General features: G+C 40.4%; 15 protein-coding genes. 5 read left to right on the top strand and 10 right to left on the bottom strand.

All coding sequences use genetic code 11. The features are described 5' to 3' along the window. Positions 1 to 85: 85 nt before the first annotated feature. Positions 86 to 826, bottom strand: coding sequence for a nucleoside phosphorylase (locus tag G7062_RS04140; RefSeq protein ID WP_166064670.1), 741 nt, complete (start codon positions 824 to 826; stop codon positions 86 to 88). Positions 827 to 829: 3 nt separating this feature from the next. Beyond that, entirely contained in the window at positions 830 to 2,041 is a 1,212-nt protein-coding gene (locus G7062_RS04135) for an MFS transporter (protein WP_166064669.1), read from the bottom strand. 184 nt (positions 2,042 to 2,225) lie between these two features. Here G7062_RS04135 and G7062_RS04130 point away from each other — a divergent pair, with 184 nt between their 5' ends. Genes G7062_RS04130 through G7062_RS04110 form a run of 5 tightly spaced genes read left to right on the top strand, consistent with a single transcriptional unit; the run spans position 2,226 to position 6,696 of the window. Beyond that, complete coding sequence (locus G7062_RS04130; RefSeq protein WP_166064668.1) at positions 2,226 to 3,407, top strand: PucR family transcriptional regulator; 1,182 nt, start codon at positions 2,226 to 2,228, stop codon at positions 3,405 to 3,407. A 17-nt stretch (positions 3,408 to 3,424) separates the two neighbouring features. Next, positions 3,425 to 4,186: an ABC transporter ATP-binding protein gene (locus tag G7062_RS04125; RefSeq protein WP_166064667.1), complete on the top strand. Its 762-nt coding sequence runs from the start codon at positions 3,425 to 3,427 to the stop codon at positions 4,184 to 4,186. Beyond that, a complete protein-coding gene (locus tag G7062_RS04120; RefSeq protein WP_166064666.1) occupies positions 4,173 to 4,940 on the top strand; it encodes an ABC transporter permease in 768 nt (255 codons plus the stop codon). Before G7062_RS04125 ends, G7062_RS04120 begins: the two co-directional genes overlap by 14 nt. A gap of 6 nt (positions 4,941 to 4,946) precedes the next feature. Continuing rightward, positions 4,947 to 5,957: an ABC transporter substrate-binding protein gene (locus G7062_RS04115; protein ID WP_166064665.1), complete on the top strand. Its 1,011-nt coding sequence runs from the start codon at positions 4,947 to 4,949 to the stop codon at positions 5,955 to 5,957. Beyond that, complete coding sequence (locus G7062_RS04110) at positions 5,950 to 6,696, top strand: ABC transporter permease (protein WP_166064664.1); 747 nt, start codon at positions 5,950 to 5,952, stop codon at positions 6,694 to 6,696. The genes G7062_RS04115 and G7062_RS04110 overlap by 8 nt, the downstream gene beginning before the upstream one ends. Positions 6,697 to 6,736: 40 nt before the next feature. Here G7062_RS04110 and G7062_RS04105 read toward each other — a convergent pair whose 3' ends face one another. From G7062_RS04105 to G7062_RS04070, 8 genes are all read right to left on the bottom strand, one after another. Next, positions 6,737 to 9,319: a calcium-translocating P-type ATPase, PMCA-type gene (locus G7062_RS04105; protein ID WP_166064663.1), complete on the bottom strand. Its 2,583-nt coding sequence runs from the start codon at positions 9,317 to 9,319 to the stop codon at positions 6,737 to 6,739. Positions 9,320 to 9,543: 224 nt separating this feature from the next. Then, entirely contained in the window at positions 9,544 to 10,137 is a 594-nt protein-coding gene (locus G7062_RS04100; protein WP_166064662.1) for a YitT family protein, read from the bottom strand. 18 nt (positions 10,138 to 10,155) lie between these two features. Continuing rightward, on the bottom strand, positions 10,156 to 10,629 hold the full coding sequence (locus tag G7062_RS04095) for a GNAT family N-acetyltransferase (protein ID WP_166064661.1): 474 nt from the start codon (positions 10,627 to 10,629) through the stop codon (positions 10,156 to 10,158). A 188-nt stretch (positions 10,630 to 10,817) separates the two neighbouring features. Further along, positions 10,818 to 11,303 (bottom strand): GyrI-like domain-containing protein, encoded by a 486-nt coding sequence (locus G7062_RS04090; protein ID WP_166064660.1) that lies wholly within the window; start codon positions 11,301 to 11,303, stop codon positions 10,818 to 10,820. Positions 11,304 to 11,352: 49 nt separating this feature from the next. Then, on the bottom strand, positions 11,353 to 11,682 hold the full coding sequence (locus G7062_RS04085) for a helix-turn-helix transcriptional regulator (protein ID WP_166064658.1): 330 nt from the start codon (positions 11,680 to 11,682) through the stop codon (positions 11,353 to 11,355). A 48-nt stretch (positions 11,683 to 11,730) separates the two neighbouring features. Then, on the bottom strand, positions 11,731 to 13,530 hold the full coding sequence (locus tag G7062_RS04080; RefSeq protein ID WP_166064657.1) for a carbohydrate-binding domain-containing protein: 1,800 nt from the start codon (positions 13,528 to 13,530) through the stop codon (positions 11,731 to 11,733). Further along, positions 13,531 to 14,199, bottom strand: coding sequence for a DUF4956 domain-containing protein (locus G7062_RS04075; protein WP_166064656.1), 669 nt, complete (start codon positions 14,197 to 14,199; stop codon positions 13,531 to 13,533). Further along, a complete protein-coding gene (locus G7062_RS04070) occupies positions 14,196 to 14,900 on the bottom strand; it encodes a polyphosphate polymerase domain-containing protein (protein ID WP_166064653.1) in 705 nt (234 codons plus the stop codon). The genes G7062_RS04075 and G7062_RS04070 overlap by 4 nt, the downstream gene beginning before the upstream one ends. Positions 14,901 to 14,914 lie beyond the last annotated feature (14 nt).

Below are 14,914 nucleotides of genomic sequence, written 5' to 3'. Positions count from 1 at the left end.
TCACTCCACTCAATTTTTCTAATTCTAATAATACCATATTTTCGCAGGCACTGTATAGAAAAGAAGGCTGTTAGCCTTCTTCACTTTAAAGATTGAGTGCTGCGACCAAGACACGTTCAGCTGCTGCTTTATGGAGTCGTTGATAATCTTCATCACTTGTCCATTTTTCATTAGAGCGACTTACGTGTACGACAAGGCAGTTTGCAACTGGGATATTATAGAGCGAGCCGAGTATGTAAAGAACTGCCGTTTCCATTTCACAGTTTAAAATGCCACGTGGTTCCCAATATTCAATCAATTTCGGTGTTGCGAAACGTGTTTGAATTGATGGTGTACGTCCTTGTCCATGGTAATAGGTCTCTGATGTAAGACCAATACCGACATGAACCTTATTTGTAGTATTTAATAGGGAGTTGTGTATTTTTGCAAGTAGCAATGGATCGGCAACAGCAGGATACGCCATTGGGACATAAGCACTTAACATGCCTTCTGAGCGGGCCATACCACTGTTTAAAATGATATCACCCGGAGCAATACCATCGCGCCAAGCACCACATCCACCGCAACGTATTATCATCTTTGCATCATTTTCAAGGAGTTCAGTAATTGCAATCTCTGTCGATCCAACACCAATACCTGTTGAACATACAGAAACGCGACGGCCTTTGAACTCACCAATTTTAAGTACAAACTCACGGCTTGTATCAACGACTGACTCAACGTTATCCCATAATGAAGCAATGAGATCAACGCGCCCAGGATCTCCAACGATGAGTGTCACTTCACCCAAATCTCCTGATTTTAAACCCTTTAAATGAATGCTCATAATTTATGCCTCTTTTCCTACTTTTAATGATAGTACAGTAATTAATGAAATACAATATAAGCTTGAAAGGAATAACATCGCATAGGTAATTGAATAGTTATCCAGCAAGAATCCAATCGCTACAGATGAGAAACCCCCAACTGCCCGACCGATATTGAAAATAATGTTATTGGCTGTAGCACGAATACGTGTTGGGTATAGATTTCCTACGATAGCACCGTATCCAGCATTCATACCATTTGCGAAGAACCCTACCGCTGCACCACCCAAAAGAATGGTTATTGAAGACGCAGCGAATGAGTAGAGGTAAACAGCCAAGGCGGATGCGATCAAGAAAGAAGCATATGCCTTTTTAGCGCCAAATTTATCCATGACATGTCCAAAGACAAACATCCCCAGTGACATCCCTACAATGGTAACAATCATCCACAGAGAAGATCCAGAAATACTTAAATCTGCTTTCTTTTGTAAGATTGAAGGCAGCCAGTTCATAAGACCAAAGTATCCAGCCACCTGTGCAATTGCCATGATTGTAAGTTTTATTGTTGTTGCTGCACGTCCTTCTTTGAATAGTTCAGCAATACCAATCTTTTCTTTCGTTTCAGAAGCTTGAGCACGCTCTCGCTTCCATGATTCTGATTCATCCATTGTGAAGTGAACGTAGATCGCAAGTAAAATAGGTGTTGCTCCAAAAATAAAGAGTCCTTGCCATCCAAAGTTAGGAAGGATAATTGCTGCAGCAACTGCGGCTACGATACTTCCCACTTGTCCTGCAATGGTGACAAAGGAATTCATGCGACCGCGTTTCTCAGCTGGGAAAGCATCAGCAACAAGTGACATTACGACACCGTATTCCCCACCACCACCAACTCCAACTAAGAATCGTAAGAAGTAGACCATCGTAATATTTGTTGCGAATGCCATCATTCCCGTTGCAATCGAGAAAATCGCAATGGTAATGACGAATATCTTAATACGACCGTATTTATCTGCAAGTGTACCGAAGATGATCCCCCCAACGAGCATCCCAATATTTGTAATCGTTGAGATAAATCCTCCCGCAGCACCATTAATTCCAAAGTCAATGATCATGGAACTCAAAGCAAACGAGAGCATCATCGTGCTCATGCTTTGGAATCCAAGTCCAGCCATTGAACTAAACAGTGCTTTTTTACGGTAACGTGTGTTTTCGTTTACTGTAACATCTGTATTCATAAAACTTCTCCTTTCGACAACTTCTGTCGTTAGAGACAATATATCAAACGAAATGATGTGAATCTATTGTACGAACACACATATTATATTAAAATGTTTGTTGGAATACACAATTGTCTGTAAGCGTTTCACTCTCTATAATGATTTTGTATAGGTAAGCGCTCACACAAGAGGAGGTGTGGATTTGATCAGTCTTAAAGAGATATACCGCTCAATTCATAAGCGCTTTGACATTCGGCTTATCAACGAAGGATTGGATAACTTAGATCGTATTTCAATTACATCGGTAACTGTCATGGAGTCTGTAAATATCGATGTTTGGGCAACCGGTGGTGAATTTCTACTAACGAGTGCAACAACATTTCCAGCACAACTTGATGCGCAGATTACGCTTGTAAAATTGATGCGTACGTTAAACATCCCATGTTTGGCAATTAAACCAACAACCGCTGATTTCTTTCTGAGTCCAGAACTGATTGAGGTTCTCTATGAACTGAAGTTTCCCGTTTTCATTATTCCTGTTGAAGTAACATACCTCGATATCATGAACTATATCAATGCTATGCTCTACAACATAAAGGAATACAATGACTTCCGAGAACGCGCAGCTTACAATATCATCCTAAAACAAGGGGTATTTGATGATATTATCATTGATTCATTTAAGTCCTACGACATTGATATCTTAGAACTTGATTGCCGTGTCATTGACATTCATTTCGTCAATGCACCCAATGACAATCGAATCAATGCCAACTTCAATGAACTCTTCAAAGTCATTCAATTGTTATACAACAATTTGATTCAATCAGGGGCTCTGACAGAGTTCTTGTTTGTACGACAACTCAATAGTTTTACAACCGTCATTATAGGGGATCGCCAGCAACTTGAAGCATTGGATGTTTCAACATTGCTTAAGGAAACATTTTCGCAACATCCGCGCCTTGCAAATGATGTCTCGGTTGGAATTAGTAAGGTTGATAACATTGCGAAGATTACACGCTTGCAAAAACAAGCATCGTTTGCTTTGAGTTTCTCAAGCACAAATCAAAACAACGGCAATATCGAATTGTATGAGAATATTGAGTTCTTCTACCTAATTTATCGGGGTATGGGTGAAGACTTGGATTCTTTCATCTCGGATACATTGCAGTCCATTCGATTTGGGACGATGTTATTCGAAACATTGCACACCTACTTTAAGTGCAACGAACATCTTGTTGAGACGAGTAAGAAGTTGTTCATTCATATTAACACCTTGAATTATCGCCTCAAACGGGTTGAGAACATTACCGGGCTCAGCCTCAATGTCACACAGAATAAAATAAAGTTATATCTTGCAACACTTGCAGAATATAATCGTTAATTAATAAGGAGAAGAAGATGAATAAACCAGTTGTTTCTGTAGAGAAATTGAATAAAACTTTTGTTAGCCAAGCTAATGAAAAGGTTACCGCATTAGAGGATATTAATTTATCCGTATATGAGAATGAGTTTGTATCCATCATTGGACCTTCAGGGTGTGGTAAGTCAACGCTCCTACGCATTGTCTCAAAGCTTGAAACGTATGATAATGGGACAATTACTTACAACACAGAGGGCCCTATTGATGAGAATATAGGTTTTGTGTTTCAAGATTCGGTCTTATTTCCATGGAAGACCGTATACCAAAATGCAACATTTCCTTTAAAAGTCAAAAAATTAGAGAACGAAAAACACCTTCGCTACGTCGATGCACTTCTTGAGAAAACTGGATTGAGTAAATTCAAGAATGCATTGCCTAAAGAACTGTCAGGCGGAATGCGTCAACGAGTCTCAATTGTGCGCTCCCTTTCTTACAATCCTAAGTTGCTATTGATGGACGAACCTTTTGGTGCATTAGACGCTATTACACGGGATACCTTAAATCTTGAACTCGCAAAAATAACACGCGAGGAGAAAATGACCGTTATGTTTGTAACCCATGATATCGAAGAGGCTGTTTTTCTCTCATCGAAAGTCATCGTCATGTCCGCACGCCCAGGTCAAATTAAGGAAGTCGTAGCAATTGATTTACCGAGCGAGCGTACGCTTGAATTAAAAACAGATCCGCGCTTTATCGAATATACTAAGCAATTAAGAGGTCTCCTCAATGAAAACAGTTAAACAACCTTATCTCAAACATCCCGTGGTTAATACCATCATTTCCCTCAGCGTGTTTGCACTTATTTGGCAGCTTTATGTGCAATTCTTTAATGTTCCTCACTTCATGCTTCCCGCGCCAGGAAGCGTACTTCAAGAAACCATCTATCAATTTACATCAGGAGATATCTGGATTCATATCGGCATTACACTTTATGAAGTCTTACTTGGATTCATAATCGGTGTCTTGGCGGGATGTGCAATTGCCTATGCACTTTATAAATCAGAGTTCCTCAGTGACCTTTTTAAGCCATTTTTAGTTTTCTTACAAGTCGCACCGAAAATTGCTCTAGTACCACTCTTTATTGTTTGGTTCGGCTTGGGAATGACATCCAAAATCATCGTTGTGTTCTCAATGGTTGTCTTCCCAATCATAATTGGTGTGGAATCGGCGTTAAGAAGCATTCCCCGATCGTATTATGATTTATTGACGGTCGTGAAAGCTGAACACAAGCGAACCATCATCGATTTAGAGATTCCTTACATTCTTCCTGATGTCTTTGCTTCACTTAAAATTGCGATTGTACAAGCAATTATTGGCGCAACGGTGGCAGAATGGATGTCGGGACAACTTGGATTGGGATACATTCAATCGTTTGCCTCATCGACATTCAATACTCCGCTACTTATCAGTGGGATTGTAATTACAATTGTCTTGGGTGTTGTTCTTTATCAAATTATTGAGTTCTTCGAGAAGAAACTCATTTTCTGGAAGTAGGTGCTTATGAAAAAGTATATTATCAGCGCACTCATCACCCTCTTACTGGTGGGATGCAGTGCACAAAAACAGACTTACACAAAGAATGCCAATGGGCTCATCGATGTAAACATTCAAATTGATGGCGCCGCAGTTCCTTATTATGCACCACTTTATCTTGCCCAAGAAAAAGGTTTTTTTGCAGAGCAAGGACTCAACGTTAATTTCTACTATGCCTCTGCTGCTGAAATTGTGAAGAATGTAGGGTCTGGAAATGTTGAGTTTGGATTTCCAAACGCTGATCCTGTGATTTTGGGACGTGCCAATGGTGTTCCTGTAAAGATTGTTCATACGACCCTGCAAAATGGACTGGGTTCGGTGATATTTAAAGACAATTCAGGAATTAAGGATCCCCGTGACTTAAAAGGTAAAACCATCGCAATTACATCTTATGGAAGTCCAAACTATATCCAATTAAAAATCTTATTGGAACAAAACGGTTTAACCATCGATGATGTGAATATTAAGATTGTCGGAACCGGAGCAATTGTTAATGCGCTTGTAACCGAACAAGTTGATGCAATTAGTTTCTCAATGTTACGAACATACGAACTGCGTGCAAACGGAGAATCTGTCAGTGAGTTTCGATCGAATGAATTTACCACGACATATGGGAATGTTGTGATTGTCTCCGATGATTTCCTCAATGAAAATCCTGAAATTGTCGACGGGTTCACCGCTGCTTTGAACCAATCTCTTGCTTATATTATTAATGGGAACTTAGAAGAAGCCGTTGATATTGCAATTGATAACTATGCGCCCAACGCCAAAAGTGGTCGCGAAAAGTTTGTAACAATCATTGAAGATGCTTATGTTAACGGTCTTTGGCAAAGTGATGATACGGCTCAATATGGATTTGGCTACAACAATCCTGAACGCTACACAGAGTTTATCAATAACCTTTACCAGTTCAAACTAATTAAAGAGCCTTATGATGTTTACGATCTCATTACACCAAACGGAGGCCCACATGAATAAAAAACGAGTACTACGACCTTTAATCTTGCTTGTTGTGATTCTTGCATTATGGCAAGGAGCTTCGTCAGTGTTGGCGATTCCAAGCTACATTCTTCCAAGCCCCCTTGAGCTTGGGCAGCATATGATAACAAGTTTTCAAACTGGGAATCTCTGGCATCATATTTTTACAACGCTACGTGAAATTCTCATTGGTACCTTCTATGGTATCCTTCTTGGAATTGTTCTCGGATACCTCATTGCCAAATCAACTGTTGTTGAGCGGCTCTTGATGCCAATCATTCTCATCATTCAAATTGCACCGAAGATTTCGTTGGCGCCGCTCTTTATTCTCTGGTTTGGGTTGGGACTTACATCGAAGATTGCACTTGTAATCTTGGTTGTTTCCTTTCCTGTCATGGTTGCACAAAGCACCACCATCAAGAATATTGATCAAAACTATGTCGACTTCATGACTGTCTTAAATGGCAACAAATGGCAGCGATTTATCCACATTGAACTTCCTTACTCCTTAACAGCAATCTTAAGTGGTATTAAGGTATCTGTTACACAAGGGATGACCGGAGCAGTCATTGGTGAAATGATGGGTGCTCAAGCAGGTCTTGGTTATCTGCTAACCTACGGTAGTGAAATGTATGATATTAAAATCATCTTAAGTTCTGTTATTATCTTGTCCTTCTTGGGACTCATTCTGTACTACATCGCAGAGTTTGCTGAATCAAAAATAATCTACTGGAAATAAAAAGAATGGGTAGCCAAGAGGCTACCCATTTTATTTTGGATTAGTGTTTTCCGTTAAGTTTCAAGAGTTTCATGATTTCAACAATCACCAATGGTACAAACATGATGATGACAACCACTTGCCAGTGATGGGCATCTAAGGTGCCAAGTTTGAATACATCGTTCAAGGCTGGAATGAAGAGAACACCCAATAACATGGCAGCATTGATTACAACAGCACCAATGAGGTATTTGTTCTTCCAGAATGATGTAAAGACTGATTTTGTTGCGGAATGGATGCTAAATGAGTGAATCAATTGTGTAAATCCAAGCACGATGAATGCCATCGTACGACCCATTTCGGCATTTCCTGATTCCCAAAGGAGTCCAGCACCATGCATGTATGCAAAGAGTGCAGCACCACCCACAAGAATTCCTTGGTAAGCTATTCTCCAAAGCATTGCTTTTGAGATTAATGAATTACCACGCATTGGGTGACGATCCATAATGTCATCTTCAGCAGCATCAACACCAAGCGCTAAGGCTGGCAAACTGTCAGTGACAAGGTTAATCCACAACAAGTGAATTGGAAGTAGCGGCGCATCCCAATTTAAGAGAATTGCAATTAAGAGTAAGAGTAACTCTCCAACATTACATGAAAGTAAGTAAGAGATTGATTTCATAATATTATCTTTAATACGACGGCCTTCTTCGATGGCAACAACAACAGTTGCGAAGTTGTCGTCTGTTAGGACCATATCTGCAGCACTCTTGGCAACTTCAGTACCAACAATACCCATCGCTGCACCAATGTCAGCACGTTTGAGAGCAGGAGCATCATTAACACCATCGCCTGTCATCGCAACGATATCACCATGACGTTTCCATGCTGAGATAATACGCATCTTGTGTTCTGGTGAAACACGAGCATAGACACCGATGTGTTGTACTTTGTTAAAGAGATCATCATCCGACATGACGTCGAGTTCTTTACCTGTAATAACAAGTTGTCCTTCTTCAAGAAGTCCAATTTCACGACCAATTGCCTCAGCAGTTGTTGCGTGGTCACCGGTAATCATAACAACACGGATTCCTGCTTTCTTACTAATGCGGATTGCTTCAGTAACTTCAGGACGCGGTGGATCAATCATTCCAATTAATCCAACGAATACAAGACCCGATTCAATTTCTGTTGGTTCAAGGTCACTTGTTGTAACAACTTTTTTAGCAAGTGCGAGAACACGAAGGGCTTTGCTTCCCATTTCTTTATTATTTTCTTGAATACGTGCAATATATGCATCGGAGATTGGCTTAATTTCGCCATTCTCTTCCATATGTGTTACAACACTTAATACTTCATCAACGCCACCCTTTACAAAAGCAGTCATTTGACCATTGATGTCGTTGATGGTACTCATACGTTTACGTCCTGAATCAAATGGTACTTCATTTAAACGTTTGTGTGAAGCAAGAAGTCTTGTAGCATCAAGTCCGATTGATTCAGCCCATGCTGAGAGGGCAGTTTCTGTTGGATCACCAACCCAATTGCCATCAATCTTACGTGAGTCATTACAGAGTAGTAATCCCATTGAAAGCTCATTAACATCGCCTTCGGTCCAGTTTTCAACAACCGTCATGACATTTTGTGTTAGTGTTCCAGTTTTATCACTACAGATAACTGTAGCAGAACCAAGTGTTTCAACTGAAGGCAGATTACGCACGATTGCATGGCGTTGTACCAAGCGATTGACACCCAATGCTAAGACAACAGTAGCAACAGCAGGTAAGCTCTCAGGAACAACCGCTACGGCTAATGAAACAGCTGTTAAGAACATTTCAAGCAGATCATGTTTATTCATAACCCCAACAATTAAGATAACCGCACAGGCAATAATCGCCCCAACACCGAGAATCTTACCGAGTTGGTTCAATTGGTTTTGAAGTGGTGTTGGATCGTTTTTAGTATCATTCAACAAGGTTGCAATCTTACCAACCTCAGTATCCATACCAACAGCAGTAACCATACCGCGTCCACGACCATATGTTACTGTACCGGATGAGTACGCCATATTACGACGATCACCCAGAACTGCATCATCGCCCAAGACGATATCAGCTTGTTTTTCGACAGGAACACTTTCCCCAGTTAATGAAGCTTCCTGAACTTGGAGTGAATTGGATTCAACAATACGAACATCGGCAGCAACTAAGTCACCTGCGTCAAGGACAAGAATATCACCGACAACCAAATCGTGTGAGTTGATTGTTTTCTCTACACCATCGCGAATAACTTTCGCATTCGGTGTCGACATATCTTGAAGTGCTTTAAGTGACTTTTCAGCCTTGTCTTCTTGCACTACCCCAATAATTGCATTAAGAACAACAATTGCGATAATAATGACTGCATCGGCAACTTCGCCGGCAACCCCACTAATTACAGCAGCAACCAATAAGATGATAATCATTACATCTTTAAATTGGTCAATAAAACGCATTAACAATGAACGTCTTTTGGCTTCGATTAGTTTATTCTCACCATATTTCTCTCGTGAAGCAACAACCTGTTGTTCACTTAATCCGTTTACAATATCATGTTCAGATTGAATATCCTCCAATGACACCGTATAGAACTTTTTATCTTTCATGGGCAACCTCTCTTTCTTCTTAAGTAGGATAGTAATAAAAAAAACTCTATCCTCGCCCTGAACTGGATAAAGTCTCGAATTAAACACGGTTCCGGACTTTACAGTCGTACTGACGAAAACGTGACCTGAATTCCTTCAGGCTTCTACTCCCTTTACGTTCTAATTTTAACAAATGCTACCCCCATAGTCAAAGAATACAATAAAAAACCACAACTAATTTGTGGTTAGATTGTCTCTGTGCGATTAAACACGTGACTGTAGATAAATGAGATTGTTTTTCCCAAGGTCAATGTTGCAAGCACCGTCGCCACATTAAAGTTTCCACCCAGTAAGATTCCAACTACCAGAAGTGCACCATCAGTTCCCCAGCGAACAACATGATAAGGTAATTTAAATCTATTGCTCAACGATAAAATTAAGGCATCGGTACCCTGTTGTCCAATATTCGCAGATATAGCCATGGCGATTCCAAATGCACAAACAACCAAGCCACTGAACATCACTGCATAGTTCCATGGAAAACTCGTGATTTGAGGAAAGCGCGGCATTAAGAGATCAATTCCCATTTGGACAAAGAACGGTGTAACCAACGTTCCCAATCCCACTTGCTTGCGCTCAATTATAAAAGCAACAACAGTCATACCAAGCATTGTGATAATACTTGCCATGCCAATGGTAATCCCAAAAACCTTCGATAACCCTTCAAAGAACACAGTAATTGGATCAGCGCCCAATCCTGTGTTCATTGCAATTGCAATACCAAGTCCCGAGATAAACGCTCCGAGACACAGCTTTCCAAAACGATAAACGCGCTCCATACATCCCCTTATGTCGTGTTAGACTGTTTTCTTCATAACCTTTGTTTTCACTGGGTGTCCATGCAATTGATCAGCACGATACTCAAACTCTTCAAAGCCACGTCGTTTGTAGAATGTGTCGCCAATTTTATTACCATTTTCAAGTTCGAGAACCAGCAATGCTCCCGTTTTTTTCGATTCTTTCTCAACACGTTTTAATAGATCGGTTCCAAGTCCTTGTTTTTGATGTGTTGGTAAGACGTAAATTGTTTGTAGATGTGTGTGGTCTTCGTGATTGCGAAAGTGTGCAAATCCTACGATTAACTTATCGATAGTTGCAACAACAACGCCGTCATTTTTTATCTTTTCCAAAATTGTTTCCGTATTATAGTTTGTTTCCAAAAACTCATTGCTTACTTCAGCAGGTATCAAGTCACTGTAAGCCTGTTGCCAAGCTAATGTTGCGATTAATTTGATTGCATCCGCATCTGTTTTCCTTGCTTTTCTAATCATTTTTTCTCCTTACGTGAGCAAAAAGAACCCCGCAGAGTTCCCGCTCTTCATCCCTTGTTGACACATTTCTTTAGTTGAATACAAAGGATATTTTATCAAGTGTATTGTGAAATTTCAACCACTAAAGTTGTTTTCACTTATTCGTAAAGAGATGTCCACTCATGAAACATGCCTCCAATTGTTTTAACTTACTCAATCGGAATGTAAATATCAACCTTACTTGTTTCTTTACGATTACGTGGGGGTTCATCTACATAAAGTTCAAATGGAAATGTATCTCGAGATTTATACTCGCTTTTAAACAACCAATCATTATAGATAGTGCGCCACGCTTCGCCATAGTCATTTTGTGTAAGCTCATAATGACCAATACCATAGCGTCCTTCTATTTGTAGCATTCCAATGGTTGGATGCTCATGAACAATTGTATCCATCGGCACCGTCATTGCAACACTGGTTCTAAGATGATCATCATTGGTTATGTAAGGATTATCGTGATAAAGGGTTAAAACCTTTGTCACCCCTTCTTCAATCAAACCATTTTCGCTTGCATACCGAAACAGTTCGTTAAACATAGAGCGACTTGCTTTTCTAAACCCTACATAGCTTCCTTTATAGCGAATATAAATAACATTCATCAAAACATCAGTAACTTCAATTGTGGACTCTTTCATTGTGCCACCTCCTAATTCCAGTATATCAACACTCTTGGAGCGAAGATTGTCATATCTTGCGCTTTCGAAATTGGGTGGGTGACATGCCAAAATGACGGCGAAACGCCTTGTTGAAGGCACTTGCATCTGCATAACCATAATTTTGTGCCATTTCTGTAATTGTCACGGATTGGTGAACATACAGATAAATACCAGCACGTTCCATCTTAACGCGGCTTATGTATTGCTGTAACGTCTCCTGTGAATGCATTTTAAAAATACGATGAAAATGATAGGATGACACTCCAATATGTTTCGCAAGGGGTGCGAGTCGAATGGGTTCATCAAGATGCATCTCAATATAATCTTCTGCTTTATGAATCAGTTGTGTGTAGTTCATGCTTAAATTATACCATACAAAAAACACGAGACACTCAGTCTCATGTTTTTAGCGGCGCCCTCCTGGGCCACCTGCGCCGCCAGGTGCACCCATTCCGCCAGGACCACCCATTGTTGACAATGCTTCTCCCGTCTCGCTCTGGGCTGTAACAACGCTCTCAAGTGTCACGTCTGTGATGTTTGTGCCGTTCGCATAGATTTGATATGTTTCTCCAGCAAGTAGATCTTTGGAACTAAATACAACAGCTGAGAATTGCTTTGTGGCAACGTGATTTGTAATAACATTGCCACTGCTGTCTTTGATTACAAACTCTGTCCCTGCGCTTTGCGTATTGTTGAATCCAATTGCGAGAACATTTTGTGTGGATGTCTCGCCTGGCATTTGCAACATGCCTGAACTTCCGAAGGTAAGTAATGTTCCACCAGAAATTGTACTTTGACCATCAAAATCAAGTGCTCCATCACCATCAGAAACCGGACCATTTACAAGCACTTCGCCACCATTGATAATCAAATCACCATTGGAATCAATACCATCACCACCAGCATCTACTTCGAGACGACCTCCGTTAATCGTAATCGTAAAGTCCCCACCAGCAGTAAATTGATCAACACGTGGACCCCCGGTTTCTTGGGTGTCATTACCACCTGCTGCATTAATACCATCATCACTTGCTGTAAGCGTAATGTCACCGCCATTAATGGTCACACTGGCACCTTCAAGCCCTTCATAGCTTTCAAGTATCAAAATAGTTCCCGATTGAATTGTTAGGTTTGCATCTGCATGCATTCCATCATCTCCGGTACGTATCGTAAAGTTTCCATCATTGATGATGACATCCCCATTTGAGTGAAGGGCATCATCAATCGTATCTAAGGTATACGTTCCACCATACACCGCAAGCGTTGCAGTAGCCTTTAACCCTTTATTGCTGTTCTCGGTTGTATTTTCATGGGTATTGATCGTGTAAGTTCCGGCAACGGTTTGTAGAATTGTCTCAGCTTGTATGCCATCCCCTTCAGCATTAATAACATAGGTTCCTGACAATAACGATACCCATCCTTTGGATGTATCTGTATCATTGCTTGATTGGATACCATCACCTCCTGTTGTAAGATTGAACGATCCATCTCGTATTGCAACGGAGTCTTTTCCTTTAATTCCATCATTTAGCGCATTAATTGTTATGTTTCCACTGACAATTTTGAGATCATCTTTTGATTGGATACCATTTTTATAATTTGCTTCGATTCTTAAAGAACCCGTCCCATTAATCACAAGATCATCTTTGCTAAACAAAGGCGCACTGGGTTCATCTTCACCTGTTGCAAATACATAATTCTCTGTATCAGACAAGACGTTTGTTGTTCCTTCGGCAAGAGTCACAATCGTTTTATCTGCCGTCTTGATATAAATTGGCGCACTCGAAGTATGGGTCATTGTGACACCATTTAAAACAAGTTTTACTGTATCGGTGTCTTTATTTGCATCAACCACAACTTGAATATCCTTTGATTGCCCACTGAGTACATACGTTCCCGCTTGTCGAACAGTAACGACACCATTTTCAAATGTAGCCCCAGCCCCGTCAACACGTGCCGTACTATCTGCAAGTGCAATGGATGTTGCGGTCTCATTATCCCAACTGCTGTTCAACTCATCGGCTGAGAATGTCGTTTCAATCAGTAACCCTTCGACTAAAGTTGTTTCAATCTCTTCTGGTGTTGATTCTACGACAGGATTGGAAATATCAAGTTCTGCATCGCGATTTTTAATCAGACCATAAACCACTGCAATTAACAAGACAAGGGTAACCATGACGAGCATCATAAGTTTATTTTTCTTCATTTACAATTCCTCCCTTCCTACTGCAGGACGTCCACAGACAATGCTAAGATTGCCATTGCGAACACGCAATGCGTCAATGAAGTCTTTCGTATTTGCATCATTTTTGAGATGCACACGGTATTGTAATTCAAAAAGACTTCCCATGTTGGTTGTTTTTACTTTCATAAGTTCTGAATTACTTGTATATTGGGAGAAAATATCATCAAAAATGCCATCATAGTCAAGCGACTCTGGAATTACAATCTTGAGATCTTTCTCAGCGAATCCACGTTCGCCAAATGGCAAGGTATAAAGCAAGGCACTCATGCCACCAATCAGCAAAGTAATCATGACTGAGAATGATACAAAACCCATCCCATTCGCAAGTCCGATTGCCATGGCAAAGAAGATACTTCCAATATCCCGTGCGCTTCCTGCGACAGATCGAAAACGAATCAAACTAAAGGTTCCAAGTACTGCGACACTTGTTCCCAAGTTACCATTAACCATCATAATTACGATTTGAATCATCACCGGCAAAAGCGCAAGCGTGACGACGAAACTCTTTGAATACTCATTTTTATACATGTAGACATATGCAATTAACATCCCCATTAGCAGTGATACCACAGAGCAGATGACCACAACTTCAAGCGTCATTGTTGTTTGTGTAATACTTTCAAAAATCATACGTTGTACTCCTCACTTTTTCTTATTTCCGTATAACAGCGCCCATATTTTGAATATGAATTTGGATAAATGTGGAGTTGGTCAAGGATGCGTGATAACCACAAAGGAATTGCGTCACCCACCTTGACCTCCAATACAGTGATACCCTCATCCACCGCATTCCCCCATTCACCTTCCTCTAAATTGATTGATGTTTGCCGCCAGCGAATGTTTGTATCAAGCGTTAGACGAACGGATTCATTACCACACTCTGCATAGGCAATGCGATCATAAGCAATATAGGTCATGGGTTTTAAATCCATCCATGATCGCAACCAATCAATTTCTTGAAATGTTTGACAGGGATATGTCGGGGGCGTTTGATGAAATAAATAGGCATTGGCTTCATCCAAACTCAATTGAATACGTCGTTTGTAGACAACACCACTGAACTTCTTTTTAATTTCCAAATAGACTGGACTATCAGCTTTGGGCGTGTTGTAGCTACGCAATCGAAGTTTTTCTTTGTACAAGGGTTTATCGAGTGACTTTTCAATTGACTCATAATCATTGTTGTCAAAATAAATATTACAAATTGTATGTTCACCATAGGTATCTGCGTGAACATGATTACGAATCGCATCCTCAAAGGCAAACCGTTGCGATGGTGTCAGTACATATTTCTTTTCATTTCGATTGAATGTTGCCGTGTATTTACTCATTGTTATATCCTCCA

Origin of the sequence: Erysipelothrix sp. HDW6C (assembly GCF_011299615.1) — a bacterium.
In the GTDB taxonomy this organism is placed as follows: Bacteria; Bacillota_I; Bacilli_A; order Erysipelotrichales; family Erysipelotrichaceae; genus Erysipelothrix.
This window is presented reverse-complemented; position numbering and strand designations above follow the sequence as displayed.

Bases quoted from the DNA above. Each gene is read 5' to 3' on its own strand.
- G7062_RS04115 (WP_166064665.1), top strand. From the start codon at position 4,947: ATGAAAAAGTATATTATCAGCGCACTCATCACCCTCTTACTGGTGGGA.
- G7062_RS04075 (WP_166064656.1), bottom strand. From the start codon at position 14,199: ATGATTTTTGAAAGTATTACACAAACAACAATGACGCTTGAAGTTGTG.
- G7062_RS04135 (WP_166064669.1), bottom strand. From the start codon at position 2,041: ATGAATACAGATGTTACAGTAAACGAAAACACACGTTACCGTAAAAAA.
- G7062_RS04085 (WP_166064658.1), bottom strand. From the start codon at position 11,682: ATGAACTACACACAACTGATTCATAAAGCAGAAGATTATATTGAGATG.
- G7062_RS04120 (WP_166064666.1), top strand. From the start codon at position 4,173: ATGAAAACAGTTAAACAACCTTATCTCAAACATCCCGTGGTTAATACC.
- G7062_RS04070 (WP_166064653.1), bottom strand. From the start codon at position 14,900: ATGAGTAAATACACGGCAACATTCAATCGAAATGAAAAGAAATATGTA.
- G7062_RS04105 (WP_166064663.1), bottom strand. From the start codon at position 9,319: ATGAAAGATAAAAAGTTCTATACGGTGTCATTGGAGGATATTCAATCT.
- G7062_RS04080 (WP_166064657.1), bottom strand. From the start codon at position 13,530: ATGAAGAAAAATAAACTTATGATGCTCGTCATGGTTACCCTTGTCTTG.
- G7062_RS04100 (WP_166064662.1), bottom strand. From the start codon at position 10,137: ATGGAGCGCGTTTATCGTTTTGGAAAGCTGTGTCTCGGAGCGTTTATC.
- G7062_RS04140 (WP_166064670.1), bottom strand. From the start codon at position 826: ATGAGCATTCATTTAAAGGGTTTAAAATCAGGAGATTTGGGTGAAGTG.
- G7062_RS04125 (WP_166064667.1), top strand. From the start codon at position 3,425: ATGAATAAACCAGTTGTTTCTGTAGAGAAATTGAATAAAACTTTTGTT.
- G7062_RS04095 (WP_166064661.1), bottom strand. From the start codon at position 10,629: ATGATTAGAAAAGCAAGGAAAACAGATGCGGATGCAATCAAATTAATC.
- G7062_RS04110 (WP_166064664.1), top strand. From the start codon at position 5,950: ATGAATAAAAAACGAGTACTACGACCTTTAATCTTGCTTGTTGTGATT.
- G7062_RS04090 (WP_166064660.1), bottom strand. From the start codon at position 11,303: ATGAAAGAGTCCACAATTGAAGTTACTGATGTTTTGATGAATGTTATT.